Source organism: Mycolicibacterium helvum (genome assembly GCF_010731895.1).
GTDB lineage: Bacteria > Actinomycetota > Actinomycetes > Mycobacteriales > Mycobacteriaceae > Mycobacterium > Mycobacterium helvum.
In genome coordinates this window covers 1,546,518-1,573,192 of record NZ_AP022596.1, presented here as the reverse complement: position 1 = coordinate 1,573,192, position 26,675 = coordinate 1,546,518, and the positions used below count along the sequence as shown (strand labels likewise).

General features: G+C 66.3%; 31 protein-coding genes. 25 read left to right on the top strand and 6 right to left on the bottom strand.

Features of this window, described 5'->3' with window-relative positions; all coding sequences use genetic code 11:
- Positions 1-113: 113 nt before the first annotated feature.
- Together G6N38_RS07300 and regX are read left to right on the top strand one after the other, a co-directional pair.
- A complete protein-coding gene (locus G6N38_RS07300; RefSeq protein ID WP_163746910.1) occupies positions 114-1,322 on the top strand; it encodes a sensor histidine kinase in 1,209 nt (402 codons plus the stop codon).
- Positions 1,319-2,005 carry a two-component sensory transduction protein RegX gene (regX, locus tag G6N38_RS07295; RefSeq protein ID WP_163746909.1) on the top strand — a complete coding sequence of 229 codons (687 nt, stop codon included), beginning with the start codon at positions 1,319-1,321 and terminating at the stop codon, positions 2,003-2,005. Before G6N38_RS07300 ends, regX begins: the two co-directional genes overlap by 4 nt.
- On the opposite strand, the gene G6N38_RS07290 is transcribed toward regX, so the two are convergent.
- On the bottom strand, positions 2,002-3,348 hold the full coding sequence (locus G6N38_RS07290; RefSeq protein WP_246227760.1) for a sugar transferase: 1,347 nt from the start codon (positions 3,346-3,348) through the stop codon (positions 2,002-2,004). The two genes, regX and G6N38_RS07290, sit on opposite strands and share 4 nt — an antisense overlap.
- A 395-nt stretch (positions 3,349-3,743) precedes the next feature.
- Positions 3,744-4,520 carry a DUF3109 family protein gene (locus G6N38_RS07285; RefSeq protein ID WP_163746907.1) on the bottom strand — a complete coding sequence of 259 codons (777 nt, stop codon included), beginning with the start codon at positions 4,518-4,520 and terminating at the stop codon, positions 3,744-3,746.
- Between the two features lie 96 nt (positions 4,521-4,616).
- Between G6N38_RS07285 and G6N38_RS07280 the strand changes: the two genes are divergently transcribed.
- From G6N38_RS07280 to G6N38_RS07240, 9 genes are all read left to right on the top strand, one after another.
- Positions 4,617-5,633, top strand: coding sequence for a Ppx/GppA family phosphatase (locus tag G6N38_RS07280; protein WP_163746906.1), 1,017 nt, complete (start codon positions 4,617-4,619; stop codon positions 5,631-5,633).
- A complete protein-coding gene (locus G6N38_RS07275) occupies positions 5,630-6,646 on the top strand; it encodes an Rv0497 family membrane protein (RefSeq protein ID WP_163746905.1) in 1,017 nt (338 codons plus the stop codon). Before G6N38_RS07280 ends, G6N38_RS07275 begins: the two co-directional genes overlap by 4 nt.
- A gap of 7 nt (positions 6,647-6,653) precedes the next feature.
- Complete coding sequence (locus G6N38_RS07270; protein ID WP_163746904.1) at positions 6,654-7,499, top strand: sugar phosphate isomerase/epimerase family protein; 846 nt, start codon at positions 6,654-6,656, stop codon at positions 7,497-7,499.
- Positions 7,500-7,514: 15 nt separating this feature from the next.
- Positions 7,515-8,312, top strand: coding sequence for a thioesterase family protein (locus G6N38_RS07265; protein WP_163746903.1), 798 nt, complete (start codon positions 7,515-7,517; stop codon positions 8,310-8,312).
- Positions 8,313-8,343: 31 nt separating this feature from the next.
- Positions 8,344-9,207 (top strand): pyrroline-5-carboxylate reductase, encoded by an 864-nt coding sequence (proC, locus tag G6N38_RS07260; RefSeq protein WP_163746902.1) that lies wholly within the window; start codon positions 8,344-8,346, stop codon positions 9,205-9,207.
- Positions 9,208-9,346: 139 nt separating this feature from the next.
- Positions 9,347-9,610: a helix-turn-helix domain-containing protein gene (locus tag G6N38_RS07255; RefSeq protein ID WP_163746901.1), complete on the top strand. Its 264-nt coding sequence runs from the start codon at positions 9,347-9,349 to the stop codon at positions 9,608-9,610.
- Between the two features lie 112 nt (positions 9,611-9,722).
- Positions 9,723-9,824, top strand: a complete 102-nt coding sequence (locus G6N38_RS07250; RefSeq protein ID WP_003402602.1) for a 30S ribosomal protein bS22 — start codon at positions 9,723-9,725, stop codon at positions 9,822-9,824.
- An 83-nt stretch (positions 9,825-9,907) separates the two neighbouring features.
- The gene (locus tag G6N38_RS07245) at positions 9,908-10,981 is read left to right on the top strand and encodes an SDR family oxidoreductase (RefSeq protein ID WP_163746900.1); all 1,074 of its coding nucleotides are present in this window, start codon (positions 9,908-9,910) and stop codon (positions 10,979-10,981) included.
- A gap of 30 nt (positions 10,982-11,011) precedes the next feature.
- On the top strand, positions 11,012-12,076 hold the full coding sequence (locus tag G6N38_RS07240) for a lysophospholipid acyltransferase family protein (protein WP_163746899.1): 1,065 nt from the start codon (positions 11,012-11,014) through the stop codon (positions 12,074-12,076).
- A 30-nt stretch (positions 12,077-12,106) separates the two neighbouring features.
- Here G6N38_RS07240 and G6N38_RS07235 read toward each other — a convergent pair whose 3' ends face one another.
- Positions 12,107-12,619, bottom strand: a complete 513-nt coding sequence (locus G6N38_RS07235) for an FAS1-like dehydratase domain-containing protein (protein WP_163746898.1) — start codon at positions 12,617-12,619, stop codon at positions 12,107-12,109.
- 59 nt (positions 12,620-12,678) lie between these two features.
- Positions 12,679-13,608, bottom strand: a complete 930-nt coding sequence (locus tag G6N38_RS07230) for an HAD family hydrolase (protein ID WP_163746897.1) — start codon at positions 13,606-13,608, stop codon at positions 12,679-12,681.
- A gap of 30 nt (positions 13,609-13,638) precedes the next feature.
- On the opposite strand from G6N38_RS07230, the gene G6N38_RS07225 reads away from it, so the two are divergent.
- From G6N38_RS07225 to G6N38_RS07185, 9 genes are all read left to right on the top strand, one after another.
- The gene (locus G6N38_RS07225; RefSeq protein ID WP_246227758.1) at positions 13,639-13,923 is read left to right on the top strand and encodes a glutaredoxin family protein; all 285 of its coding nucleotides are present in this window, start codon (positions 13,639-13,641) and stop codon (positions 13,921-13,923) included.
- 107 nt (positions 13,924-14,030) lie between these two features.
- Positions 14,031-15,398, top strand: a complete 1,368-nt coding sequence (locus tag G6N38_RS07220) for a glutamyl-tRNA reductase (protein WP_163746895.1) — start codon at positions 14,031-14,033, stop codon at positions 15,396-15,398.
- Positions 15,399-15,403: 5 nt separating this feature from the next.
- A complete protein-coding gene (gene hemC, locus G6N38_RS07215) occupies positions 15,404-16,375 on the top strand; it encodes a hydroxymethylbilane synthase (protein ID WP_163746894.1) in 972 nt (323 codons plus the stop codon).
- Positions 16,376-16,391: 16 nt separating this feature from the next.
- On the top strand, positions 16,392-18,041 hold the full coding sequence (locus G6N38_RS07210; RefSeq protein ID WP_163751857.1) for a bifunctional uroporphyrinogen-III C-methyltransferase/uroporphyrinogen-III synthase: 1,650 nt from the start codon (positions 16,392-16,394) through the stop codon (positions 18,039-18,041).
- A gap of 11 nt (positions 18,042-18,052) precedes the next feature.
- Positions 18,053-19,042: a porphobilinogen synthase gene (gene hemB, locus G6N38_RS07205; protein ID WP_163746893.1), complete on the top strand. Its 990-nt coding sequence runs from the start codon at positions 18,053-18,055 to the stop codon at positions 19,040-19,042.
- Positions 19,043-19,103: 61 nt separating this feature from the next.
- Complete coding sequence (locus tag G6N38_RS07200) at positions 19,104-19,526, top strand: hypothetical protein (RefSeq protein WP_163746892.1); 423 nt, start codon at positions 19,104-19,106, stop codon at positions 19,524-19,526.
- A 20-nt stretch (positions 19,527-19,546) separates the two neighbouring features.
- A complete protein-coding gene (locus tag G6N38_RS07195; RefSeq protein WP_163746891.1) occupies positions 19,547-19,942 on the top strand; it encodes a hypothetical protein in 396 nt (131 codons plus the stop codon).
- A complete protein-coding gene (locus tag G6N38_RS07190; RefSeq protein ID WP_163746890.1) occupies positions 19,935-20,441 on the top strand; it encodes a transport-regulating membrane protein Mce1N in 507 nt (168 codons plus the stop codon). The genes G6N38_RS07195 and G6N38_RS07190 overlap by 8 nt, the downstream gene beginning before the upstream one ends.
- The gene (locus tag G6N38_RS07185; RefSeq protein ID WP_163746889.1) at positions 20,438-20,725 is read left to right on the top strand and encodes a hypothetical protein; all 288 of its coding nucleotides are present in this window, start codon (positions 20,438-20,440) and stop codon (positions 20,723-20,725) included. Before G6N38_RS07190 ends, G6N38_RS07185 begins: the two co-directional genes overlap by 4 nt.
- Here the strand turns inward: G6N38_RS07185 and G6N38_RS07180 are convergent.
- Positions 20,682-21,827, bottom strand: coding sequence for an amidohydrolase family protein (locus G6N38_RS07180; protein WP_163746888.1), 1,146 nt, complete (start codon positions 21,825-21,827; stop codon positions 20,682-20,684). The genes G6N38_RS07185 and G6N38_RS07180 overlap by 44 nt on opposite strands.
- 225 nt (positions 21,828-22,052) lie before the next feature.
- Here G6N38_RS07180 and G6N38_RS07175 point away from each other — a divergent pair, with 225 nt between their 5' ends.
- From G6N38_RS07175 to G6N38_RS07160, 5 genes are all read left to right on the top strand, one after another.
- On the top strand, positions 22,053-22,706 hold the full coding sequence (locus G6N38_RS07175) for a GOLPH3/VPS74 family protein (protein ID WP_163746887.1): 654 nt from the start codon (positions 22,053-22,055) through the stop codon (positions 22,704-22,706).
- The gene (locus tag G6N38_RS30985; RefSeq protein WP_281357897.1) at positions 22,703-22,831 is read left to right on the top strand and encodes a hypothetical protein; all 129 of its coding nucleotides are present in this window, start codon (positions 22,703-22,705) and stop codon (positions 22,829-22,831) included. Before G6N38_RS07175 ends, G6N38_RS30985 begins: the two co-directional genes overlap by 4 nt.
- Positions 22,832-22,878: 47 nt before the next feature.
- The gene (locus G6N38_RS07170; RefSeq protein WP_163746886.1) at positions 22,879-24,990 is read left to right on the top strand and encodes a heavy metal translocating P-type ATPase; all 2,112 of its coding nucleotides are present in this window, start codon (positions 22,879-22,881) and stop codon (positions 24,988-24,990) included.
- Positions 24,991-25,053: 63 nt separating this feature from the next.
- Positions 25,054-25,917 carry an oxygenase MpaB family protein gene (locus G6N38_RS07165; RefSeq protein ID WP_163746885.1) on the top strand — a complete coding sequence of 288 codons (864 nt, stop codon included), beginning with the start codon at positions 25,054-25,056 and terminating at the stop codon, positions 25,915-25,917.
- The gene (locus tag G6N38_RS07160) at positions 25,910-26,497 is read left to right on the top strand and encodes a TetR/AcrR family transcriptional regulator (protein ID WP_163746884.1); all 588 of its coding nucleotides are present in this window, start codon (positions 25,910-25,912) and stop codon (positions 26,495-26,497) included. The genes G6N38_RS07165 and G6N38_RS07160 overlap by 8 nt, the downstream gene beginning before the upstream one ends.
- Here G6N38_RS07160 and G6N38_RS07155 read toward each other — a convergent pair.
- Positions 26,494-26,670, bottom strand: coding sequence for a hypothetical protein (locus G6N38_RS07155; RefSeq protein WP_163746883.1), 177 nt, complete (start codon positions 26,668-26,670; stop codon positions 26,494-26,496). The two genes, G6N38_RS07160 and G6N38_RS07155, sit on opposite strands and share 4 nt — an antisense overlap.
- Positions 26,671-26,675 lie beyond the last annotated feature (5 nt).

Below are 26,675 nucleotides of genomic sequence, written 5' to 3'. Positions count from 1 at the left end.
TTGGCAAACGCCCGGTAAACGGCGGCGGAATACATGCGCGCTAACTGTGTGACGTAGCCCGATTCAGCCGCACGCTGCTGGGATGACGTTCACCCAATGCGTACGCTTTGCATGTGAGTGTTGTCTCGGTGGCACTATCGGTCACCGTCGCGGCGCTGGTAGCGCTCGGTCTCGGTTTCGGAATCGGGGCCGCACTCACCCCGCGCATAGTGGCGCGCAGGCGGCGCCGCGCGATCACCGAGGCTGGGATCACCGTCTCGCAGATGCTGCAGCATGTCGTGGCGCTGGCGCCGATCGGCATGGTGGTCGTCGATTCGCATCGCGACGTGGTGTTCATCAATGACCGCGCCACGGAGCTGGGGCTCGTGCGTGATCGGCAGCTTGACGAGCGGGCCTGGAGCGCAGCTCAGCGCGTGCTGGCCACCGGTGAGGGCGTCGAGGTCGACCTGTCCCAGCAGCCGCAGCGGGCTGCGCCCGGGCGCTCGGGGTTGTCGGTACGCGGGCACGTCCAGTTGCTGAGCAAGCAGGATCCGCGATTCGCCGTGGTCTACGTCGACGATCAGTCCGAGCAGGCTCGCATGGAGGCCAGCCGGCGCGACTTCGTGGCCAACGTCAGCCACGAACTCAAGACACCTGTCGCCGCGATGGGCGTGCTTGCCGAGGCACTGCTGGAGTCGGCTGAAGACCCCGAGACCGTGCATCACTTCAGCCGCAAGATCCTCACCGAGTCCCAGCGGTTGGCCAATATGGTCCATGAGCTGATTGAGCTGTCGCGTCTGCAGGGCGCCGAGCCGCTGCCAGACCTCGATGGTGTTGAGGTGGACTCCGTTGTCAGCGAGGCGATTTCGCGCCACAAGGTGGCAGCCGACAACGCCGATATCAAGGTGACCACCGACGCGCCGAGCGGGTTCCGGGTGTTGGGTGACCAGCCGTTGTTGGTCACCGCGTTGGCGAACCTGATCTCCAATGCGATCGCGTACTCACCGGATGGATCGAAGGTGTCGATCAGCCGCCGTCGCCGCGGCGACAACATCGAGATCTCGGTCACCGACCGGGGAATCGGTATCGCCCGCGCCGATCAGGAGCGGGTGTTCGAACGATTCTTCCGGGTCGACAAAGCACGCTCCCGTGCCACTGGCGGCACTGGTCTGGGGTTGGCCATCGTCAAGCATGTGGCGGCCAACCACAACGGCAGTATCCGGCTGTGGAGCCAGCCGGGAACCGGCTCGACCTTCACCCTGTCCATTCCCGCCTATCCCAACAATGACGATGACGAACCAGCCGACCAATCGGCTATTGACGAGGAGGCACTACGCCAATGACCAATGTGTTGATCGTGGAAGACGAGGAATCGCTGGCCGATCCATTGGCCTTCCTGCTCCGCAAGGAGGGATTCGAGGCCACCGTGGTCGGTGACGGGCCGTCCGCCCTTGCTGAATTCGACCGATCCGGGGCCGACATCGTGCTGCTGGATCTGATGTTGCCGGGAATGACCGGCACCGATGTCTGTAAGCAGCTGCGCGCCCGCTCCAGCGTGCCGGTGATCATGGTCACCGCGCGTGACAGTGAGATCGACAAGGTGGTCGGGCTCGAGCTCGGTGCCGACGATTACGTCACCAAGCCCTACTCGGCGCGCGAGCTGATCGCACGCATCCGTGCTGTACTGCGCCGCGGCAGCGACACCGAAGACTCCGGCAGCGGCGACGCCATCCTGGAGGCCGGCCCGGTCCGGATGGATGTCGAGCGTCACGTCGTCACGGTCAATGGCGAGCCGATCACGTTGCCGCTCAAGGAATTTGATCTGTTGGAGTACCTGATGCGCAACAGCGGCCGGGTGCTCACCCGCGGGCAGCTCATCGACCGGGTTTGGGGTGCCGACTACGTCGGGGACACGAAGACGCTCGACGTCCATGTCAAGCGGCTGCGGTCGAAGATCGAGGCGGACCCGGCCAACCCGGTGCACCTGGTCACGGTGCGCGGGCTGGGCTACAAGCTGGAGGGCTAGTAGGCGCCGTCGCCCTTCAGCACGGTCTTGATCGTCTTGGCGATGATCACCAGATCTTTGATCGGCGACCAGTTCTCGATGTAGCTCAGGTCCAGCCGGACGGCATCCTCGGTCTGGAGGTCTGACCGTCCGCTGACCTGCCACAGACCGGTCAACCCGGGCTTGACGCTCAACCGGCGGCGAACCAGGTAGTCATACGAGTCGACTTCACGGCGGACCTGCGGCCGCGGTCCGACAACGCTCATATCGCCACGCAGCACGTTGATGAATTGGGGCAGCTCGTCAATGCTGTATTTGCGAATGACCTTGCCGACCCGGGTAACCCGTGGATCGTCCTTCGCTTTCCAAAACAACGGGCTGGTGCCGTCGGCGGAGATCAACGCCGACACGTCCGCGTCGGCGTCGGCGACCATACTGCGGAACTTGAGCATTTTGAACGTGGTGCCCTTGATTCCGATCCGCTCCGAGACGTAGAAAACCGGTCCGGGGCTGGACAGTCGCACGGCCAGTGCCGCCAGTGCGAACAGGGGTGCAACCACGATCATCGCGATCGCGGTGAACACGATGTCGAAGGCCCGCTTGGCGGCTGAATTCGCCCCTTCGTACTGGGGCTTGGTGACCTCAAACATGGCCATGCCTGCGACCGGGCGGCTGTGCAACCGGTCGTCGGCGATGTCGACCAGCCCAGGGGCGATCATCAGATCCACACTCAGCGAGTCGAGTTCCCAGATCAATCGGCGGACCTCGGTGGGGTGCAGATGATCGGTGGCCGTCAGCGCGACGGTGTCCGCCCCGGTACGGCGTACGGCATCGGTAATGGCCTGGTCGATCCCGACGATGGGGATGGCCTGCCCGTCGACGTCGATGCTGCGGTCGCGCGCTGTCGGTCCCGCTGGGGTGCAGATCCCGACGACGCGATATGCGGAACTGGGGTCTCGGACGAAGGTAGCGGCAACGTCGGCGGCCGATCGCGAGCTACCAACGACGAGCACCGAGACCTGATGCTCGGCACGGCTGAGTTCGGCGGCCGCTACTCGCTGCCAGTGCTGGCGATTCAACAGCAGACCGATCAGTCCGGCCGGACAGAGGATCGCGAGATAACTCCGAGAGATGTCGACGTCCAACAGCAGCGCACCGATCGCGATCAGGCCAAACAGCTGCAGGGTGGCAAGTGCGACGCTCGTGCATTCGCTGACGCGACGGCCGACCACCCGACGCGCACGGTAGCCGTTGAGACCCAGTGCGATCATCCACAACGCGGCCAGCCCTGCCGAGCCCAGTGCGTAGGTCAGCAAGGCGTCCGGTTCGCCGGCAAACACCAGCACCGTCGCGACTGTCGACATCAAGCAAATGATCGCGGCGTCGCCGAAGATCACTCGCTTGGAATGCCGGACGTGTCGTATCTCGCGTTGCGAGGCGCGCGCCTCGGGCCAAAGGGCGGGGACGCTGTCCTCGTCAAATAACGCTGAGGTTGAGTTTTGGCGAACATCTGAGACCCAGTTGTTACCAACTGAGATGTGGTTATCAGACTGTTCAGCCAACACAGCGAAAGTGATCCCCCGGTATCAGAGAACTGTTGTTAACTGCACCGTAACTTCAGCAACCCTGTTAGGCAACCACCGGTCAAGATGACATTCGCCACAAACTTTGTGCACGGGAATGCGGATCTAGCAAATTAACAGCTGGGTAGGGTTCGCCCGGCCGGTCGAGTCAGACTGTCGTGATCGAGTCGCTGCGGCTACTGCGCAGCGCGAGTGGCGGGGTGGATGGCGAGCAGCGGAAACCCACCGCGCCGTTTGCACATGGCCGCCAGTTCGGCGTACGCCTTCTCACCGATCAGCGCCGTCAGTTCGGGGCCGTAGGACTGCCACACCTGCTTTTTTCCGACGTGTGCCGCCGGGTCGCCGGTGCAATACCAGTGCAGATCCAAACCGCCCTCGCCCCAGCCGCGCCGGTCGTATTCGGTGATCATGGTCTTGAGGATCTCGCTGCCGTCCGGCCGGGTGATCCGCTCCTGGGTGCGCCGGATGGGCAGCTGCCAGCACACCTCGGGTTTCATCGTCAGCGGTTCGACGCCGAGCTTGATTGCCTTGGTGTGCAGTGCGCAGCCGATGCCGGTCGGGAAGCCGGGTCGGTTGAGGAAGATGCAGGCGCCCTTGTATTTGCGGGTGCGTAGGGCCGGCTCGTCGTCGTACTCGTCCTTCTCCAGGTAGCCCTTGCGGCCAAGGCCCTTGTCCCGGAACTGCCAATCGGCATCGGTCAACTGCTTGACGGCGTCGTCGAGGTTGGCGCGGTCGTCGTCATCGGATAGGAACGCACCATGTGAGCAACAGCCGTCGTCCGGGCGGCCCTCGACCGTGCCTTTGCAGGCCGGGGTTCCGAAGACACAGGTCCAGTGGGACAGCAGCCAGGTCAGATCCGCGGCGATGAGATGTTCTGGATCATCCGGGTCGTAGAACTCCACCCACTCACGAGGGAAGTCCAGTTCAACTTCGCCAGGGTGCCCTTGTGTCACAGCGCCCAACGGTAGCCCACTTGCGCTCCGCCTTCTCGTTGGCTTTTGCCCCATGTCGCACGTGAAGCGCGTCACCGTCAGGCTAGTTTTGATCACGTGCGATTAGGTGTGCTCGACGTGGGCAGCAATACGGTTCATCTGCTGGTGGTCGATGCGCACCGTGGCGGGCATCCAACTCCGATGAGTTCGACAAAGGCGGCGCTTCGCCTCGCCGAGGCGATCGACGACTCCGGCAAGCTCACCCGTCGCGGCTCCGACAAGCTGGTCGACACCGTCGACGAGTTTGCCAAGATCGCGGCGAGTTCTGGCTGCGCCGACCTGATGGCGTTCGCGACGTCCGCCGTCCGCGACGCCAAGAACTCTGAGGACGTCCTTGCCCGCGTGCTGGCTGAAACCGGGGTCAACCTGCAAGTCCTGTCCGGCGCCAACGAATCCCGGCTGACCTTCCTGGCCGTGCGGCGGTGGTACGGCTGGAGTGCCGGGCGGATCATCAACCTCGACATCGGTGGTGGATCGCTGGAGCTGTCCAACGGGGTCGACGAGGCGCCTGAGGTGGCGTTGTCGCTGCCGCTGGGCGCCGGCCGGCTCACCCGCGAGTGGCTGCCCGACGATCCGCCGGGCCGGCGCCGGGTGGCCATGCTCCGTGACTGGCTGGACAACGAGCTCGGCGAGGCCAGTGCGTTCGTCCTGGACGCCGGCCGTCCCGACCTCGCGGTGGCGACGTCGAAAACGTTCCGCTCGCTGGCCCGCCTCACTGGTGCGGCGCCCTCTGGGGCGGGGCCCAGGGTCAAGCGAACGCTGACGGCCAATGGCCTGAGGCAGCTCATATCTTTCATCTCTAGGATGACCACGACAGATCGTGCCGAGTTGGAGGGAGTCAGTGCCGAGCGTGCGCCACAGATCGTGGCCGGTGCTTTGGTGGCGGAGGCAAGCATGCGAGCACTCTCCTTGGAATCGGTCGATATCTGTCCGTGGGCGCTGCGCGAGGGCATTATCCTGCGCCGACTCGACAGCGAAGCTGATGGAACTGCCCTGGTGGAAACCTCCGTGGGGGATGCTGGGCACAAGGGTTTTGATCGGTCGACTGGCGCCCGATCGAGAGGCACACGATGACTGCACCAGATGACAGCGAGAACAGTCGGCCCATTTCAGTCGCCGAGCTGCTTGCCAAGAACGGAACGATCGGCTCGCCGCCGGTCGGCGGGCGGCGCCGTCGTCGGCGCGGTAACAGTGACGCGGTGACCGTCGCCGAACTGACCGGCGAGATCCCGATCATTCGGACCGGCGAGATTCCCATCGCGCGCGATGTCGAGGTCACCGATGTCGAGGTGGCCGGGGAGCCGGTCGACGACGAGCCAGTCGATGCGCAGCCGGTCGTCCCTGAAGCCGTCGGGGTACCGGTCACCAACGGATCGGCCCCCGCGGTCGACGAGGTGGACGAGGAGCCGGCACGACCGTTCGACGCACCACCGCCGCGCGCGGACAGCCCGCTCCCACGGCGTGAACGCGGCCCTGAGCGTAGCTACGACCCCCGTCCCCTGCGCCGGCCCGAACAGGGCCAAGGAGCCGACGCTGGGGCTTCTGCGGCCGCTGAAGCCTCGGACGCCGAACAGATGGCCTTCGATCCACTCGACGAAGCGGCCCCGGCGCTGGACCTGGCTCCTGACGAACAGGTCGCTGAGGCCGCCGAGCTGCAGTCGTATCTGCGGTCCTCCGGTGGCACGTTGTTCAGTGGCCAGACAGTGGCCGACGATCTGGCTCGGCGCGGCGTCGAGCAAGACGACGGACACGACCGCGGCGCGGCGGCGGTGGCCACCGACGTGGCTGCCGACGCAGCCGAGGAGCATCCCCGCGAGGGCAGGCTCACCACGCTGTGGCGCGCCCTTCTGGTGGTCGGCCAGTCGATTCTGGCCGTCGTGTTCGGCGCGGGGTTGTTCATCGCTTTCGACCAGCTGTGGCGGTGGAACAACATCGTCGCCCTCGTGCTGTCGGTATTGGTCATCCTTGGCCTTGTGGTGGCCGTTCGAATCGTCCGGAAAACCGAGGACATCGCCAGCACTCTGATCGCGGTTGCGGTCGGTGCGCTGGTCACACTCGGCCCGTTGGCGCTGTTGCAATCGACCTGATTCATCAGTGCGCCCCGCAATCAAGGTCGGTCTGTCGACGGCCTCGGTCTATCCGCTGAGGACCGAGGCCGCTTTCGAGTACGCGGCCGAATTAGGTTACGACGGTGTCGAACTCATGGTGTGGGCCGAGACGGTCAGCCAGGACGTCGGGGCCATCGCCAAGCTGTCGCGCCGCTACAACATGCCGGTGTTGTCGGTGCACGCGCCCTGTCTGCTGATCTCTCAGCGGGTGTGGGGGGCCAACCCCATCCCGAAGCTGACCCGCAGCGTGCAGGCCGCCGAGCGGCTCGGTGCACAGACCGTGGTGGTGCACCCACCATTCCGGTGGCAGCGCCGGTACGCCGACGGATTCAGCGAGCAGGTCGCCGAGTTGGAGAGCCGCAGCGATGTGCTGGTGGCGGTGGAGAATATGTTCCCGTTCCGCACCGACCGGTTCTTCGGCTCAGGGGACCCGTCGATCGAACGGATGCGTAAGCGCGGTGGCCGTCCCGGCGTTGGGATTTCGGCGTTCGCGCCGTCCTACGACCCGCTCGACGGCAACCACGCCCACTACACGTTGGACCTGTCGCATACCGCGACGGCGGGCACCGACGCCCTGGAGATGGCCGAGCGGATGGGCTCCGGGCTGGTGCACCTGCACCTGTGCGACGGCAACGGTGCGTCGACCGATGAACATCTGGTGCCCGGCCGTGGGACGCAGCCGACCGCGGAGGTATGCCAGATGCTGGCGGCCAGCGACTTCACCGGGCATGTGATCCTCGAGGTCACCACCTCGGGTGCGCGCACCAAAGCTGAGCGGGAGGAGCTTCTGGTCGAGTCGCTTCAGTTCGCGCGCACCCACCTGTTGCGCTGAACGAGAGAGGTATTGATGTACCCCCGGTTCGACGATGTGATGGCGTTGCACCCGCTTGATGGCGGCTTCGAGGCAAATCTCAACGAGCACTGGACAATTGGGCCGAAAATCCACGGCGGCGTGATGTTGGCGTTGTGCGCCAAGGCGGCTCGCGAGGCGTATGCCTATGAGGGCTTTGAACCGGTGGCGGTGTCGGCGGATTTTCTGTCCGCGCCCGACCCCGGACCGGTCCGGCTGATCACCGGAGTGCAGAAGCGCGGCCGTCGCATCGGCCTGGTCGATGTGGCGCTATCCCAGGGCGAGCGAGTCTGCGTGCGGGCCGTCGTCACGCTGGGTGATCCGGAGCACCACGTGGCGCCCTTGCTGTCGGCCAATCCGGTGACGGCGTTGATGAGTGTGGAGCCGCCCGCGCATATCGAGCCGATCGGCCCGGGCCATCCCGCCGCGGCGATCAACAATCTGGCTCGCGGCTGCGACATCCGTCCGGAGCTGACCGAGACGGTCACCGAGGCCGGGGCACCGGTGTTCACGATCTGGGTCCGGCCCAAGGAGGGTCCGGTGGACGTGTTGTTCGCGCTGATGTGCGGCGACATCTCGGTGCCGGTCTGCTACGCGGTGAACCGCCGGGGCTGGGCTCCCACGGTGCAGATGACCGCGTACCTACGCGGCAGGCCCGATGACGGCTGGCTGCGGGTGGCCTGTACGACGACGCAGATCGGTCAGGACTGGTTCGACGAAGACCACATTGTGGTTGACAGCGCGGGGCGCATCATCGTGCAGACCCGTCAGCTGGCCTTGGTGCCCGCCCAATAACGTTTGCTCAGGCCCGCTAGGGTCTTCCGACATGGCCAGAATCGCGATCATCGGCGGCGGCAGTATGGGCGAGGCGATCCTTGCCGGGCTCCTTCGGGCGGGCCGGCAGGTTAAAGACCTTGTGGTGTCGGAGCGGATGCCGGAACGGGCCCGCTACTTGGGCGAGAAGTACTCGGTTCGGATGGCTACGGTCGCCGAGGCGGTCGAAACCGCGGCGTTCGTGATCGTCGCTGTGAAACCCGGCGACGCCGAGTCGGTCGTCGCCGCCATCGCCGACGCCGCCGCCCAGGCCGAGAGCGACACCATCGAACAGGTCTTCGTGACCGTCGTCGCTGGCGTGACGATCGGCTTTTACGAGTCCCGGCTGCCCGCTGGCTCGCCGGTGGTCCGGGTGATGCCCAACGCCCCCGCGTTGGTCGGTGCGGGCGTCAGCGCGCTCGCTGCGGGCCGGTTTGCCACAGCTGAGCAGCTCGCCGACGTCGCGGCGGTGTTCAAGTGCGTCGGCGACGTGCTGACCGTGCCGGAAAGCCAGCTCGACGCCGTCACCGCGGTCTCCGGTTCGGGGCCGGCGTATTTCTTCCTTTTCGTCGAAGCATTGGTCGACGCAGCGGTCGCGAATGGCCTCAGCAGAGCAGTCGCGACCGATCTTGCGGTGCAGACGATGGCCGGATCGGCGGCCATGCTCCTGGAACGCCTCGACAGCGAGCGCGCAGCCGGCGTAGACAGCGGGCTGGACACGTCCCCGGCCCGGCTGCGCGCGATGGTTACCTCCCCGGGCGGGACCACCGCCGCTGGCCTGCGGGAACTCGAGAGTGGTGGGGTGCGGGCGGCCGTCACTGCTGCCATCGATGCCGCGAAAACACGCTCTGAGCAGCTAGGAATTACATCAGAGTAGTTCAACAATTTTCTGATGGATCTACCCACACCCGTCGCAGTAACCCCACCCGCCACGCTATTCTCCTCGTGTATGCACGGCTGGGTGCCAGCGGTGGGGAAGCCGCTGGAACTGCCCGTGCCTGACGGATTGGGTTGCGATGACGTCTATGAACGGGCCATCGGCGCGGGATTCGGCTGGAAAATCGGCGCGGGATGCCGGTGGCGCCGATAGTGCTCCGGCCGCCAGAGCTCAATTTCTGACCGTCGCCGAAGTGGCCTCGCTGATGCGGGTCAGCAAGATGACGGTGTACCGCCTGGTGCACAACGGTGAGCTGCCCGCAGTGCGGGTCGGTCGGTCGTTCCGGGTGCATGCCAAGGCCGTCCACGACTTGCTGGAGACGTCGTACTTCGACGCGGGCTAGCTCGTTGGGCCGAGGGCGTTTTCCGTTCCGCATCCCTGCTTAGGTAAGGTGTCCGGGACATAGACAAGCCTGCTCTGGTGCAGGCACTGCAAAGGTTTAGGTAACGGATTTCATGGGTTCAGTCATCAAGAAGCGGCGCAAGCGCATGTCGAAGAAGAAGCACCGCAAGTTGCTGCGTCGTACCCGGGTCCAGCGCAGAAAACTCGGTAAGTAGCTCTCTGCCGGGCACTGGGCCAGTCCCAGCCCGGCAGCTCTTGAGCCATGCCGGGTGCAGTCGCAAGCCGATAGGCTGTCCTGATGGATTCCGGCGGCACCGACACCGAAGCCCCGCACTACCCGAAGGTCGTGCTGGTCACCGGGGCCTGCCGGTTCCTCGGCGGGTACCTGACCGCGCGGCTGGTGCAGAACCCGTTGATCAACAAGGTCATCGCGGTCGATGCTGTTGCACCGAGCAAAGACCTTCTGCGCCGGATGGGTCGGGCCGAGTTCGTCCGCGCCGACATTCGAAACCCGTTTATCGCCAAGGTGATTCGAAACGGCGAAGTCGACACGGTCGTGCATGCCTCGGCGGCCTCCTATGCCCCGCGTTCGGGTGGGCGTGCCACGTTGAAGGAAATCAACGTCATGGGCGCCATGCAGTTGTTCGCGGCCTGCCAGAAGGCGCCGTCGGTGCGCCGGGTGATCCTGAAGTCGACCTCCGAGGTATACGGGTCGCACGCGCACGACCCGGTGGTCTACACCGAGGACAGCAGTAGCCGTCGGCCGCCGGGTGAGGGCTTCGCCCGCGACAGCATCGACATCGAGGGCTACGTGCGTGGGCTGGGCCGGCGTAGGCCCGATATCGCCGTCACGATCCTGCGGCTGGCCAACATGATCGGCCCGGCCATGGATACCGCGTTGTCGCGCTATCTGGCCGGTCCGTTGGTGACCACGGTGCTGGGCCATGACGCGCGACTGCAGCTGCTGCACGAGCAGGACGCGTTGGGGGCGCTGGAGCGCGCCACGATGGCGGGCAAGTCGGGCACGTTCAACATCGGAGCCGACGGCGTGATCATGATGTCGCAGGCGATCCGGCGTTCCGGACGGGTTGCGGTTCCGTTGCCGAATTCCGGGGTTTGGGCACTGTATTCGTTGCGACGGACGGGCCGGCCTTCCGACCTCAACCGTGACCAGATGGACTGGCTAAATTACGGACGCGTCATGGACACCACCAGAATGCGCTCCGAGTTGGGCTTTGCGCCGAAATGGACGACGATAGAGGCCTTCGACGATTACGTGCGTGGCCGAGGTTTGACCCCGATCATCGACCCGAAATGGGTACGCTCTCTGGAGAGTCGCGCGGTCGCCGTTGCGCAGCGATGGGGCGGCTGATGGGCCGATGGTGGGGAGAAGGTAGCCGACGTGGCGGGTGATTCCAAGGCGAAAGTGATTCCGCTGCACTCAAATTCAACGCGGGCTGCGGCTGCCCGACGGGCCGCCCAGCGCGCGGAGGCGGCGCGCCGACATCCCTCGCTGCTGGCCGACCCCGGTACCCGCGCGTCGGCGGAAGATATTGCCGCTGTCGTCAGAGAAATCGATGCGCGCCGCGGCGCGGGCACAATTGGTGGCGCCGCCGAGGCTCCTAATGAACTGGCCCAACGTATTTCGGCAATCGCTGATTTCGTGTCCAAGCGACTCACCGGCGATTACACGGTTGACGAATTCGGTTTCGATCCGCAGTTCAACAACGCGCTCGTCCTGCCTTTGCTGCGTTTCTTTTTCCAGAATTGGTTCCGGGTTGAGGTCAGCGGCATTGAGAACCTGCCGAAGAATGGCGCCGGCCTACTGGTCGCCAATCACGCCGGGACGTTGCCGTTCGACGGGTTGATGTTGTCGGTGGCGGTGCACGACCACCATCCGAACAACCGGGACTTGCGGTTGCTGGCGGCCGACATGGTCTTCGACATGCCGATGATGGGCCCGATCGCCCGCAAGGCCGGCCACACCATGGCGTCCACCGTCGATGCGCACCGGCTGCTGGTGGGCGGCGAGCTGACGGCGGTGTTCCCCGAGGGCTACAAGGGCTTGGGCAAGCACTTCCGGGATCGCTACAAGCTGCAGCGATTCGGTCGCGGCGGGTTCGTCTCGGCGGCGCTGCGAACCAAGGCGCCGATCATCCCGTGCTCGATCGTCGGCTCCGAGGAGATCTACCCGATGATCGCCGACGTGAAGCTGCTCGCGCGGGTGCTGGGGTTGCCCTACTTCCCGATCACACCGCTGTTCCCGCTGGCCGGCCCTGCCGGGCTGGTGCCGCTTCCGTCCAAGTGGCACATCGCATTTGGGACGCCGATCGAGACGGCCGACTACGACGAATCGGCAGCCGACGACCCGATGGTCACCTTCGAGTTGACCGACCAGGTACGCGAGACCATCCAGCAGACGCTGTACCAGTTGCTGACCAAGCGTCGCAACATGTTCTTGGGCTGAGCGGCTCGGGTCAGCTCGCAGCGCCGCCAATCAGCGCGCGGTTTGCCTGCCCAACGCCGCCGCGGCGATCGCCGCCACCTGAGCGTTGGTCTGTTCGTCGCCCTCGGCTTCGCCGATCATTGTCACGATCGTCGTCATCACGGGTTTGCCGTCTTCGTCGGTGACTTCACTGCGCAATTCAGTGATGACGGTGCCGAATGATTCGACCACCGAATCCAGCCAGGAGTCGAAGAACAATTTGTCACCCGCCACGATCGGCCGGTGGAAAAGGATCTTCTGGTCGCGGTGAATGACCCGGGCGATATTGATGCCGACATCGAAGTTTCGGAAGATGTCCAACTGCACTTGGCGGCCGGCGATCGCAATGAACGTCAGCGGGGCCACCACGTCGGCGTAGCCGGCGGCCTTGGCCGCTTCCTCGCTGTAGTACAGCTCATTGTCCGACTGGATCGCTTTGGCGTACTCACGGATCTTCTCCCGGCCGACCAGGTAATAGTCCGGGTACCGGTAGTGCGTTCCGATGATGTCGCTGGCGATTGACACCCGGGGAGCCTATCAGCGGGTATTGCGGTGGCGGCGGGGGTGAGCCGCGTTGAGCGGAGCTAGCGCCTGCGCGAGACGGCCGCGGCGAGCGCCCCGCCGACCGCTCCCAGCGCCAGCGCTGAGGGCACGCCGATGCGGGCCGCCTTGCGCGCGGTCCGGAAATCGCGGATCTCCCAGCCGCGCTCACGAGCCAGCTCACGCAGGTTGGCGTCCGGGTTGATGGCGACCGCCGTTCCGACCAGGGACAGCATCGGCACGTCGTTGTAGCTGTCGGAGTAGGCGGTGCAGCGTTTGAGGTTGAGCCCCTCGCGGACGGCCAGCTGTCGCACCGCATGCGCCTTGCCGACCCCGTGCAGGATGTCGCCCACCAGCCGGCCGGTGAACACCCCGTTCTCGGACTCGGCGACGGTACCCAGCGCACCAGTCAAACCCAGCCGCCGGGCGATCGTGTCCGCCAGCTCGTAGGGCGTGGCAGTGACCAGCCAGACCTGCTGGCCGGCATCCAGATGCATCTGGGCCAGCGCCCGGGTGCCGGGCCAGATCTTGTCGGCGATGATGTCGTCGTAGATCTCCTCGCCGACCGCGATCAGTTCGGCGGTCGACCGGCCCTCGATGAAGGCCAGTGCCTTTGCCCTGCCCTCGGCGACGTCGTCGCTGTTCTCCCGGCCGGTCAGCTGGAACTTGGCCTGCGCGTAGATGAACTTGGCCATGTCGGCGTAGGTGAAGTACTTGCGGGCGGCCAGGCCGCGACCGAAATGCACCAGCGACGAGCCCTGCACCAGCGTGTTGTCCACGTCGAAGAACGCCGCGGCGGTGAGGTCGGCGGGCGGCGGCTCGGCCGGCTCGGCGGCCTGCGGCCCCGGCTCACGATGCGCGGCCATGCTGGCGTCGCGTGCCACGGCGCTGACCTGCTCGGCGACCAACTCGTCGGCGGCGCGTTCGGCGCTCGCATCTCCCGCAAGTTCCTGGTCGTGGTCCCCGGGCCCCATGGGTCAACCCTAACTGCGACACTTGCTCGGGTGAGCCGCGCACACGTCGAGCTGTTGACCCGGGCCGGGTGCACCATCTGCGAGCAGGTCTACGACCGGCTGGCGGAGCTGGCCACCGAACTTGATTTCGAGCTGTCCGCCACCGACGTCGACGCCGCGGCGACTGCCGGGAACAGCGCGTTACGAGCCGAATTCGGCGACCGTCTGCCCGTCGTCCTGCTCAACGGGCGCGAGCACAGCTACTGGGATGTCGACGTTGCGCGGCTACGGGCTGATCTCGCTCGCGGCCGCGCGGTCGTCGACGACGACGGGTGAACGACCGCCGGAATTTGGCCAGCCGCCTGCGCAGCGTTTACCGTGGAAGTAAGTTTCACTAACGGAGCATTCCGTGACAGCAAGGGAGCGGGCCAGGTGATCGTGCCGTGAGCGTGCTGCTGTTCGGGGTGTCGCATCGCAGCGCTCCGGTTTCCGTCCTTGAGCAGTTGTCCACGGATGAGTCCGATCAGGTCAAGATCGTCGATGAGCTCTTGCAGTCGCCGCTGGTGACCGAGGCGATGGTGCTGTCCACCTGTAACCGGGTCGAGGTCTACGCGGTGGTAGACGCCTTCCACGGCGGTCTGTCGGCGATCGGGCAGGTGCTTGCCGAGCACTCCGGAATGTCGATGGGCGATCTGACCAAGTACGCCTACGTCCGCTACAGCGAGGCCGCCGTCGAGCACCTCTTCGCCGTTGCCAGCGGCCTGGACAGCGCGGTCATCGGTGAACAGCAGGTACTCGGCCAGGTCCGTCGTGCCTACGCCAATGCCGAGACCAACAAGACCGTCGGCCGGATCCTGCACGACCTGGCCCAGCGCGCGCTGTCGGTGGGCAAGCGAGTGCACTCCGAGACAGCGATCGACGCCGCGGGCGCCAGTGTGGTGTCGGTCGCACTCGATATCGCTGGTTCGCGCCTGGACGGATTGGCCGGATGCAGCGCCACCGTCGTCGGCGCCGGCTCGATGGGCGGCCTGTCGGTCGCGCACCTGCTGCGGGCCGGGATCACCCACATCGACGTCGTCAACCGGTCGCTGCCCCGTGCGGAGCGGCTGGCCGAGAGCATCCGTCAGCAGGGCGCCACCGCGCAGGCGCTGACCCTGGAGCATCTGCCGGCCGCACTGGCCGCCGCCGATGTCGTGGTCAGCTGTACCGGCGCGGTCCGCCCGGTGGTGTCGCTGGCCGATGTGCACCATGCGCTGGCCAGCACCCGCCGCGACGAGGCCGCCCCCCCGCTGGTGCTCTGCGACCTGGGGATGCCCCGCGATGTCGACCCCGCCGTGGCTGGATTGCCCGGCGTCTCGGTCATCGACATGGACCGCGTGCAGCGTGAGCCGTCCGCCCGCGCCGCGGCAGCCGACGCCGAAGCCGCCCGTCAGATCGTCGCCGCCGAGGTTGCCAGCTTCCTGGCCGGCCAGCGGATGTCCGAGGTCACCCCCACCGTCACCGCACTTCGCCAGCGCGCCGCCGATGTGGTCGAGGCCGAACTGTTGCGGCTGGACAACCGGCTGCCCGGTCTGAACGATTCCCAGCGTGACGAGGTCGCCCGCACCGTTCGCCGAGTGGTCGACAAGCTGCTGCATGCGCCGACCGTGCGGGTCAAGCAGCTGGCCAGTTCGCCCGGCGGGGACGCCTACGCCGAGGCGTTGCGGGAACTTTTTGAACTCGATCCACAGGCCGTCGACGCCGTTGCTGCAGGCGAATTACCCCTGCCGGCAACGGAGTTCGATCAAGGCCGAGCCGACGGTACCGGGTAGTACGGTTGGCCGGCAGTAACGACGCGGTAATCCGGATCGGCACCCGGGGCAGTCTGCTGGCGACAACGCAGGCCGGGACCATTAGAGATCAACTCATCGAGCGAGGGCATCCCGCCGAGCTGGTCATCATCAGCACCGAGGGTGACCGATCTGACAAACCAGTCGCCGAGATTGGGGTGGGCGTGTTCACCGCCGCCCTGCGCGAAGCGATCGCCGACGGCCGCGTGGACATGGCTGTGCACTCATATAAGGATTTGCCGACGGCATCCGACGACCGGTTCGCCATCGCCGCGATCCCTCGCCGGGAGGACGCCCGCGACGCGTTGGTGGCCCGCGACGGGATGGTGTTGGGGGAGTTGCCGGCGGGCTCGGTGATCGGCACGAGCTCCGTGCGGCGGGCGGCGCAGCTTAGAGCACTGGGTCTCGGTTTGGAAATTCGCCCCCTAAGAGGCAACCTAGATACCAGGTTGAACAGGGTAAGCAGTGGTGATCTCGACGCCATCGTGGTAGCCCGGGCGGGCCTGGCCCGCATCGGACGACTCGGCGATGTCACCGAGACGCTGGAGCCGGTGCAGATGTTGCCAGCGCCGGCTCAAGGTGCGCTTGCGGTCGAGTGCCGCGCGGGCGATACCGAGCTCGTGGCGCTGTTGGGAGAGTTGGACGATCCCGACACCCGCGCCGCGGTCACCGCCGAGCGAGTCCTGCTGGCCGAACTGGAGGCGGGTTGTTCCGCACCGGTGGGCGCGATCGCCGAAGTGGTCGAGTCCATCGATGACGACGGCCGCGTCTTCGACGAGTTGTCGCTGCGCGCCTGCGTGGCGGCAGCAGACGGATCCGACGTGATTCGTGCGTCCGGTATCGGCACTCCCGGCCGACCCGTAGAGCTGGGGCTCTCGGTGGCCGCGGAGTTGTTCGAACTCGGTGCGCGCGAAGTCATGTCGGTACAACTCCGCGATGATGCGGTGGAGCGGGAGTGAAACGATGACTGGGCATGTGAGCGGTCGGGGACGTAAGGCGAAGCCGGGACACATCACGTTCGTCGGCGCGGGTCCAGGCGACCCCAACCTGCTGACGACGCGCGCCCGCACCGTTTTGGCCAATGCCGCGCTGGTGTTCACCGACCCGGACGTGCCGCAGGCCGTGCTGGCAGTGGTCGGCATCGACCTGCCACCCGCGGTTGGTCCCGCCCCGGCGCCGGACGGCGCACCTGCCGACGGCCAGAACGAGACCGCGTCGCCGATCGTCTTGGTTGGTCCCGACATCCGCCCCGCGCTCGGTGACCCCGCTGAGGTGGCCAAGACCCTGGTGAACGAGGCCAAGACCGGCTTCGATGTGGTGCGCCTGGTCGCCGGTGACCCGCTGTCGATCGACTCGGTGATCACCGAGGTGAATGCGGTGGCCCGCACCCACGCCGAGTTCGAGATCGTGCCGGGCCTGCCCGCCACCAGCGCGGTGCCGACCTACGCGGGGTTGCCGCTGGGGTCGGCGCACACCGTCGCCGACGTGCGCGGCGAGGTCGACTGGGCAGCGCTGGCCGCCGCCCCCGGCCCGCTGATCCTGACCGCGAGCGCCTCGCACCTGCCCGAGGCCGCCCGCACGCTGATCGAGTACGGCCTGGCCGACGGCACGCCGTGCGTGGTCACCTCCCACGGAACCACCTGTGCGCAACGATCGGTCGAGACCACCCTGAACGGGCTGACCGACCGCGCGACCCTGGCCTGCAACAGCGATCCGGCCGGCCCGTTGACCGGCACCCTGGTGGCCACCATCGGCAAGACCGTGGCCCACCGCGCGAAGCTGAACTGGTGGGAGAGCCGGGCCCTGTACGGCTGGACCGTGCTGGTGCCGCGCACCAAGGACCAGGCCGGCGAGATGAGCGACCGGCTGGTCGGCCATGGTGCGCTGCCCATCGAGGTACCTACCATCGCCGTCGAGCCGCCGCGCAGCCCGGCCCAAATGGAAAGGGCCGTCAAGGGTTTGGTCGACGGCCGCTATCAGTGGGTGGTGTTCACCTCCACCAACGCGGTGCGTGCGGTGTGGGAGAAGTTCGGCGAGTTCGGCCTGGACGCCCGAGCCTTCTCCGGTGTCAAGATCGCCTGCGTCGGCGAATCGACGGCCGACCGGGTGCGGGCCTTCGGCGTGAGCCCTGAGCTGGTGCCATCCGGCGAGCAGTCCTCGTTGGGCCTGCTCGACGAATTCCCGGAGTACGACAGCATTTTCGATCCGGTCAACCGGGTGCTGCTGCCGCGCGCCGATATCGCCACCGAGACCCTGGCCGAGGGCCTACGCGACCGTGGCTGGGAAATCGAGGACGTGACCGCCTACCGCACCGTGCGCGCGGCACCGCCGCCGGCCGAGACCCGCGAGATGATCAAGACCGGCGGGTTCGACGCCGTGTGCTTCACCTCCAGCTCGACGGTGCGCAACTTGGTCGGCATCGCGGGTAAGCCGCACGCCCGCACGATCGTGGCATGTATCGGACCGAAGACGGCGGAGACGGCCGCGGAGTTCGGCCTGCGGGTCGATGTTCAGCCCGAGACGGCGGCCGTGGGTGCGCTGGTCGATTCGCTGGCCGAGCATGCCGCCCGGCTGCGTGCCGAGGGTGCGCTGCCGCCGCCGCGCAAGAAGAGCCGGCGCCGCTAAACAGATAAGGCATGACCTTGCCCGGCTATCCACGACAGCGCCCTCGTCGGCTGCGCTCAACTCCGGCACTGCGCCGGTTGGCTGCCGAGACCTCCTTAGAGCCACGGCATCTGGTGCTCCCGATGTTCGTCGTCGACGGGATCGACGAGCCGCAGCCGATCGCGTCCATGCCCGGTGTTCACCAGCACACGCGGGACTCGTTGCGCCGCGCCGCCGAGCAGGCCGTCGGCGCAGGTGTCGGTGGGCTGATGTTGTTCGGGGTGCCGCGCGAGACGGACAAGGACGCCCTGGGATCCTGCGGTGTCGACCCGGACGGGATCCTCAACGTCGCTCTGCGTGACCTGGCCAAGGACCTCGGCGATGACACCGTACTGATGGCCGACACCTGCCTTGATGAGTTCACCGATCACGGTCACTGCGGTGTGCTCGACGCCCGTGGCCGCGTCGATAACGAAGCCACCAACGCGCAGTACGTCAAACTTGCTGTGGCACAGGCGGAATCGGGTGCCCGGGTGGTCGGACCGAGCGGCATGATGGACGGTCAGGTCGCCGCCATCCGGGACGGGCTCGACGCGGCGGGTTTCACCGATGTGCTGATCCTGGCTTATGCGGCGAAGTTCGCGTCCGCGTTCTATGGGCCGTTCCGCGATGCGGTCGCCTCGAGCCTGCAGGGGGATCGGCGGACCTATCAGCAGGACAGTGGTAACGCGCGAGAAGCGTTACGCGAGATCACCCTCGACATCGATGAGGGTGCCGACATCATCATGGTCAAGCCCGCGATGGCATACCTGGACATCGTGCGTGCGGCCGCCGATGTCTCGCCCGTACCCGTTGCCGCCTACCAGGTATCGGGGGAGTACGCGATGATCAGCGCGGCCGCGGCCAACGGATGGATCGACGGGCGGGCCGCCGCGCTGGAGTCGCTGACCAGCATCCGGCGGGCCGGCGCCGACATCGTCTTGACCTACTGGGCTGCCGACGTCGCGGGCTGGCTGGCGTGAGCGACGCGTGCGGAGCGAACCATGGGCGGACACGCCGCGCCCTCGCTTGCGAGGTGGCGGCGTGACCCACCAACCGCCGCCCGAGGCTCCCGCGCGCCCGGATGATGTCGACACCGGATTCTGGCTGTGGCTGATCGCGCTGCCGTTGATGGTGACCGGCTACCTCGCCGACGCCTACTTCGCCGGGAGCAAGCACGCCTCGGTCCTGGTCATCGGTGTCACCGTGCTGTTCGCGCTGATGATGGCCGCCCTGGTGCTGACCTTCCTGTTCTTGATGCGGTCCGGGTATCGCTGGACGCGTACCGTGCTGACCGGTGGCGGGGTGGCCACCGTCATCTACACCGGGGCCAGTCTGTTCAGTACCGAGCGCGAGACCGCGCAGGCGGTGATCTTTGCCGTCACCGGCATCATCGGCTCGGTGCTGATCATGGGCGGCGCCGTTCTGTTGCACCGGAAGGACGCGCACGGGTTCTTCACCAAGTGACCCGATAGGCTGGCCCGACCATGACCGCAACCGAACCCAGGCCGCGTCTCGTTTCCATAGCCTTCTGGTGCTGGCTGGCGGCGGCGATCCTGCTGATCATGGCCGGCCTGCTGTTGTTGTTGTCGCGTGATGCGGTGCCGGTGTTCTTCCGAGGCGTCGGCGTGCTGTGGATTGTCAGCGGAGCGTTGTTGAGTTATCTGGCCGGGCGTACCCGTAGCGGCGACACTCGGTTCCGGCGCGCGGCGGTCGCGCTGTCGGTCGCGCTGTCGGTGCTGTTGGCGCTTTTTTCGGTGATGACCAGTGGTCTGGTGTGGTTGTTTATCTTGGTCCTGGTGATAATCGCGGCCGTCTTGGTGATGCGTCCCGCCGCACAGCAGTGGTACCAATCGGGCGACGAGCCGGAGTCCAATGCTTGAGGATCAGCCGCTTGAACAGCCGGAACGGCTGTTCTATGAGAGCGGTGCCAGCTGGTACTGGCTGGTGGCCGGGCCAGCGGCAGCGGTCGCGATGCTGCTGATCCAGTTCAAGGGCGGGGTGGGCTTCCAGCCCTGGGTCCCGCTGATCTTCCTGGTGTTGGTGACGGGGTTCCTGGGCCTGCAGGTCAAGGCCGCACGGATCCACACCAGCGTCGAGCTGACCCGGAATGCCTTGCGGCAGGGCGCCGAGGTCACCCCCTTGAGTGACATCGTGAGGGTGTTCCCCGTGGCGGAGCATTCCGTGAAATCTCGTGAGCCGCTGGAGAAGTGGCAGACCTCGCGGGCGCTGGGTGAATTGTCCGGGGTGCCCCGCGGCCGCACCGGGATCGGCGTCGAGCTCACCGGGAAGCGCACCGCGCAGGCGTGGGCGCGAAACCACCGGGGCTTGCGGGCCGCCCTCACCGATCTGGTCGAGGGCAAGGCGGCGAGCACCCTATGAGGCATGTCATCCAGCTGGTGCTGGCCGCGCTGGCGCTGGCCGGCGCGGTGATCACCGGCCTGCAGGTCCGTAGCGTGGTCTTCGTGGCGCCGGTCGCCGACGGTCAGCCGTCGACGACCTCGGCTGCCTACGACCCGCCGCTGATGATGTTGACCTGGGCTCTGGTGACCGCGGCCGGCGTGCTGGCGGTGCTGGGCGTGGCCGGTCTGGTGCGGGCCAGGCGCGCTCGTGGCGTGACGCTCAGAACACCCGCGTCTGACCTTCCAGTACAGGAACTGACGTAGGCAGCTTGTAGGTCTGCACACCGTTGCGCCACATCACCGCGTCGCGCGCGTGCTCGGGCAGGTGTTTGATCAGCCAGCGTGGGTCGTCGTACGTCCAGTGCGGGTAGTCGGAGGAGAAGAGCAGGATCTTCTCGCATTCCATCCATTCGAAGGCCCGTAGCAGTTCGGTTTTGTCTTCGGGGTAGTCCAGGGGCTGGGTGGTGAATTTGATGTGTTCTTTGACGTACTCGGACGGTTTGCGCGTGATGTCCAGCCAGGACTTGCGCGCGGAGTAGAGGGCGTCCATGCGCCACATCAGCGGCAGGATCCAGCTGAAGGCGTGCTCGACGAACACGATGCGCAGGGTGGGGTAGCGGTCGAAGACTCCGTCGAAGATCAGGCTCATCACCTGGTTGGCGGCCAGTAGCGAGTAGCTGACCATGAAATCGTGGTTGTAGCTGGGCAAACCGACCGGTGGGATGGGCAGGTTCTCATACTTACCGCGGCCCAGATGGCAGCTCACCGTGATGTCGTGTGTGGTGGCGGCCGCCCAGATCGGGTCGTACTTCGGATCACCCCACGACGGGCGGGGTTCAGCCTTGATCAGGACCTGTGACATGTAGGGGTGGCCGGCCCACTTCTCGATCTCGCGGGCCGCCCCGTCGGGGTCCTCGATGGCCACCGAGATCGATCCGCGCCAACGCTGGTGCCAGTTGGTCTTGCTGTCCAGCCAGTGCTCGTCGAGCCAGAGGTTGGTGGCGATCGCCGCGGCCTGTGTCGCCTGGGCGAGCCGTGCGCCGGGGGCCAGCGGTTCCAGGATGGCGATATCGGCGCCTGCCTCCATGATCAGCTGGCGAAATGCCAGGTCAGGGTCGCTACCGGCGAACTCGCCGTCGTCGGGGAAGGTATCGGTGCGCATCGCGAACGCGTGCGCGTAGTCGGGGGCGTCGTAGTAGATCTGTTCGCCGACGGGGTGGGAGAGGAAGTATTTCGAGCGCCAGGGCTCGGGTATGTAGTCGATCAGCACCCCGCGTCGCGGTACGGGGTGGACGTCGGAATCCACGCACCGCACGGCGATGTGTTCGGTCGGTTCGGACCGCTGCTCGATGTGCGTCAGAGTCATGCCGGTCACCGTTTCTTCGTTGCCCTCGTTCATTGTCCCACCGGCGTGCACGTGGTTCGGGGAAAAGTGAAGTAGTGGGATACGCATGACGTTTTGCGGTACTTGCGGGACAGTTGTTTCAGCCGGAGCGGCGGTGCCGTTGCCCGGTTGGGGGGTGAGTCTCGAACCTGTTCTGCGACAACTTGGAATTTGAGTCGACGCAGAGGCGGGCAGCGAGGAGGGGGCATGGAGCGCATTGGCGGTCTTCTATCCGACGTCTCGCATGTTCCGGCGACGCTTCACGGCCAGCTGTTTTTGCTCGCTTTCGACCCCAAGCGGGGTCGATTCGCTAGCCACGATTCCACGCTGTTCGGGTTGGCCTTGGGTGCGGCAATGTTGACCGAGCTCTACCTGACGGGTTTTTTGGTGGAGCGCGACGGTCACCCCGTTCCGGGCAAAGCGGCCAGCCCTGACGATCAGGTCTTAGGTTCCGCGTTCGCCCAGGTCGGTGTCCACAATCGGGCGACTTGGGCACAACTGATCGCCGGACAGCACGGTAGCGCCGTTTCCTTGGTGCGTGACCAGCTGATCACCGAGGGCTGGCTACGCACTGGCCGGCTTGCGGTTCTAGAGGTCCCCGCCGCGGCCCTGGAACCCTATGACGCATGTCGGGTCGGCGCTCTGGCCGGTGGTGTCGTTGGGGCTCTTCGGAACGCGATCGCGGGAAAGTCGGCCGAGCCGTGGTTGCTGGCCTGTGGATTGCTGGCAGTCCACGCTGAGCTGCCTGGACTGGCCGACTTTGCGGCTACTGCCGATCGGCGTCGGCTGCAACAACTGGAGCGGCATGCCATCGCGCCGGTGTGTGGGCTGGCCGAAGCGATACAGAGTCGGTCGCTGTGACCGCCCGTGAGCGTCGGCACTTGTGGTTGGTTTCTCCGCCCAGCGATCCCGATGAGGATCCCGATCCGCCCGAACCCGACGAGCCTGAGCCGCCGGACGAGGATCTCCGTGTCTTGTTGTGGTGAGCTTGGAGAGCACTGGACAACATACCCCCTAGGGGTATCATCAAGGCATGACGACGACCGACCTTCAGCTGAGCGGCATGAGCTGCGCGTCCTGCGCTGCGCGGATCGAACGCGGACTCAACGACTTGGAGGGTGTGCACGCCACGGTGAACTTCGCCGTCGAGCGCGCGCACGTCGAACACGGGCCGCAGGTCTCTGAGCGCGATCTGATCCAGGCTGTGGAATCCACCGGCTATCAGGCTTCGGTGGTCGACCATTCGGGCCACGGTCACGACCACATGAACCACGACGTCCCGACCGAGCAGCTTCGCCCCCGGCTTATCGGCTCGGCGGTGCTGGCGGTGCCGGTGGTGGCCCTGTCGATGGTGATGCCGTGGCAATTCCCCGGTTGGCTGTGGCTGGTGTTGGTGCTGACGACGCCGATCGTGTTCTGGGGCGGCCTCCCGTTCCACAAGGCCGCGCTCAACAGTGCCCGGCATGGGGCCTCGACGATGGACACCCTGGTGTCCATCGGCACGCTGGCCGCCTACCTGTGGTCGCTGTACGCGGTGGTGACCGGTGTCGCGGAGCACGGTCACGGCCACGTCTACTTCGAGGTTGCCGCGGCGGTGACGGTGTTCCTGCTGGCCGGCCGGTACGCCGAGGCCAAAGCCAAGCGGTCGGCGGGGGCCGCGCTGCGCGCGCTGCTCTCCCTTGGCGCCAAGGATGCCACAGTGGTGCGCGATGGCACCAAGGTGCGAATCCCGGTGGGCGAGTTAAGAGTTGGCGACGTGATCGTGGTTCGTCCCGGTGAGCGGGTGGCCACCGACGGTGTCGTGGTGGACGGTGCCTCGGCGCTGGACACCTCGGCGATGACGGGTGAGTCGGTGCCCGTCGACGTCGGAGCCGGCGCCGAGGTGCTTGGTGGTGCGGTGAACACCTACGGCCGAATCCTGGTGCGCGCCAGCCGTGTTGGTGCCGACACTCAGCTATCCCGGATGGCCAGGATGGTTGCCGACGCCCAGGGCGGGAAGGCCTCGATCCAGCGGCTGGCCGATCGGGTGTCGGGGATCTTCGTCCCCGTGGTGCTGGTTATCGCGGTGATCACCCTGGTCGCCTGGCTATTGGCCGGTGGACCGGTCACAGCGGCGTTTACCGCCGCGGTCGCCGTGCTGATCATCGCCTGCCCGTGTGCGCTGGGCCTGGCAACGCCGACCGCGATCCTCGTCGGCACCGGTCGCGGCGCTCAGCTCGGGGTGCTGATCAAGGACCCGCAGGTGCTCGAGACCGTCACCGGTATCGATGCGGTCGTCCTGGACAAGACAGGCACTGTCACCACCGGCACGATGGCCGTCGCGGCCGTCGAGACTGAGTCCCCTGCAGGGGCGGACACCGTGCTGGCGGCCGCTGCCGCTGTCGAGTCCGCCTCCGAGCATCCGGTGGCCACCGCGATCGTGGCCGCCGCCGGCGAGCGGGGTCTGCGGGTGCCCGCGGTGACCGACTTCGTCAACGATCCGGGGACCGGGGTCAGTGGCGTCGTCGATGGGGTGACCGTGCGGGTGGCCCGCGCCTCGGACGATGACGGCCGCACCAGTGTGGCCGTCATCATCGACGGCGCCCAGCGCGGGGTGATCCGGCTGGTCGACGCGGTCAAACCGACCAGCGCCGAGGCCATCGCCGAACTGAAGCGGATGGGCATCACCCCCATGCTGCTCACCGGGGACAACCCGGCAGTCGCCGCGCGGGTGGCCGCCGAGGTCGGTATCGCCGCCGAGAACGTGATCGCGGGTGTGCTGCCGTCGGAGAAGGCCGACGCGATCAAGAGGCTGCAGGCGCAGGGTCGAAGGGTCGCCATGGTGGGTGACGGGGTCAACGATTCGGTGGCGCTGGCCACCGCTGACGTCGGCATGGCGATGGGCACCGGCACCGACGCCGCGATCGAGGCGGGCGATATCACGTTGGTTCGCGGCGATCTGCGGACGGTCCCGACCGCGCTGCGATTGTCGTCGCGCACGCTGCGGATCATCAAGCAGAACCTGTTCTGGGCGTTCGGCTACAACGTGGCGGCGATCCCGCTGGCCGCACTGGGCCTGCTGAACCCGATGATCGCCGGCGCTGCGATGGCGTTCTCCTCGGTGTTGGTGGTCACCAACAGCCTGCGCCTCAAGCGCTTTTCCTAACGGCGCGTGACGCTCGTCACGAAGCGGTTGGTACAAAGTGCGAAATCTGTAACACTGTTGCACATGACGGATCTTGCCGAATCCCATTCCGCCACCGACGCCCTGCCACTAGGCCCGCAGTCGCTGGTTTGGCGCTACTTCGGGGACAACCGGATGTTCCTCATCGGGCCTCGGCCGGCCGTGCTGCAGAACATGCTCGCCGAGCTCGGTCAGGGCGTGCTTGACCATTCGGTGTGGTTCGCCGACACCGCGGCGCGGATCAAACGCTCACTCCCGCCGATCTTCATGACCGTCTACGGCAGCGACGACGACAACGCCGGTGCCCGGGTGCGCGACTTCCATCACAACATCAAGGGCGATATGCCCGACGGTAGCCGGTATCACGCGCTGGATCCCGACACGTACTTCTGGGCGCACGCCACCTTCTTCGACCAGGCCCTGTACTTCGCCGACACCTTCGTCAAGCGGCTCACGCGCGCCGAGAAGGAACAGATGTACCTGGAATCCAAGACGTGGTATCGCCGCTACGGCGTCAGCGATCGCCCGATGCCCGCCGACTACGCCGAGTTCGAGCGCTACTGGGATCGCATGATCGACGAGGTGTTGGTCGCACACCGGACCGCCGCCTACGGAGTTGGTTACGTCACCAAGGGATTCCCGCGGCCCAAAGGCGTCAACCCGATTGTCTGGCGGCTGGTGGCACCAATCTTCAACCCCGTTGCAGCCTTCCTGACCACCGGTGGCATGCCGCCGCGCACCCGTGAGATTCTCGGCCTGCCCTGGAGCGAGCGCAAGGAGCGCAACTATCAGCGCTTCGCAGCGTTCTGGCGCTCGCGCCCGGTCAACTGGGCGTGGGATCATCTTCCGATGAACGTCCGCTACAACCGCTATGCCGCAGCGGGTTTCGCGCAGGCGGGGCATGTCTGATCCGTCGACCGAAGCGATCCTCGACGCCGCACTCGTCGAGTTCGATCAGCATGGGATCCGCCGGGTCGCCCTCGACGACGTGGCCCGTCGGGCCGGGGTGAGCCGGACGACGATCTATCGGCGCTTCGCCAACAAGGACGACCTGGTGTCCGCCGTGGTGGACCGGGAGAACGCCCAGCTCTTCTCCGATATCGCCGAAGAGCTCAAATCCAAACGACCGCAGTCGAATTACTACGTCGAGGCATTCACCCAGGCAATCCTGCGCGGCCGCAAGCACCGGGTGCTCAACAGGATGGTGCACGACGAGCCGGCACTGACGCTGGAATTGGCGCGCCAGCATTACGCGGCCGCGGTGCACCGTATCGAGGCGGCCTTGCAGGTGATCTTCCCGCCCGGCTTCGCCGAGCGGATCGGGCCGGGGGCCGTGCATGAGCTGGCCGACAATATCTGGCGGTATACGATCATGGCAGCCCTACTTCCTGGCCCGGATCCGATCGAAACTGCCGATGAAATAAGGGCTTTCGCCACCAAGCACTTCCTGCCGAGCTTGCCCGAAGCATTGCGAGCGGTGCCGGTCTAGTCATTGCTGGTGCAATCCAGATCCACATAGGCGGTGGGCATCGACTGGTGCACACCGGTGACAGTGCATTGCGATAACCCGCCGCTGGGTTGGCCGTTGAGCTGCACCTCGTAGCCCTGGCTCTGCAATTGGCTGATGATGTCGGGGGCTGATCCGGTTCCCGAAGCGGACACGACGT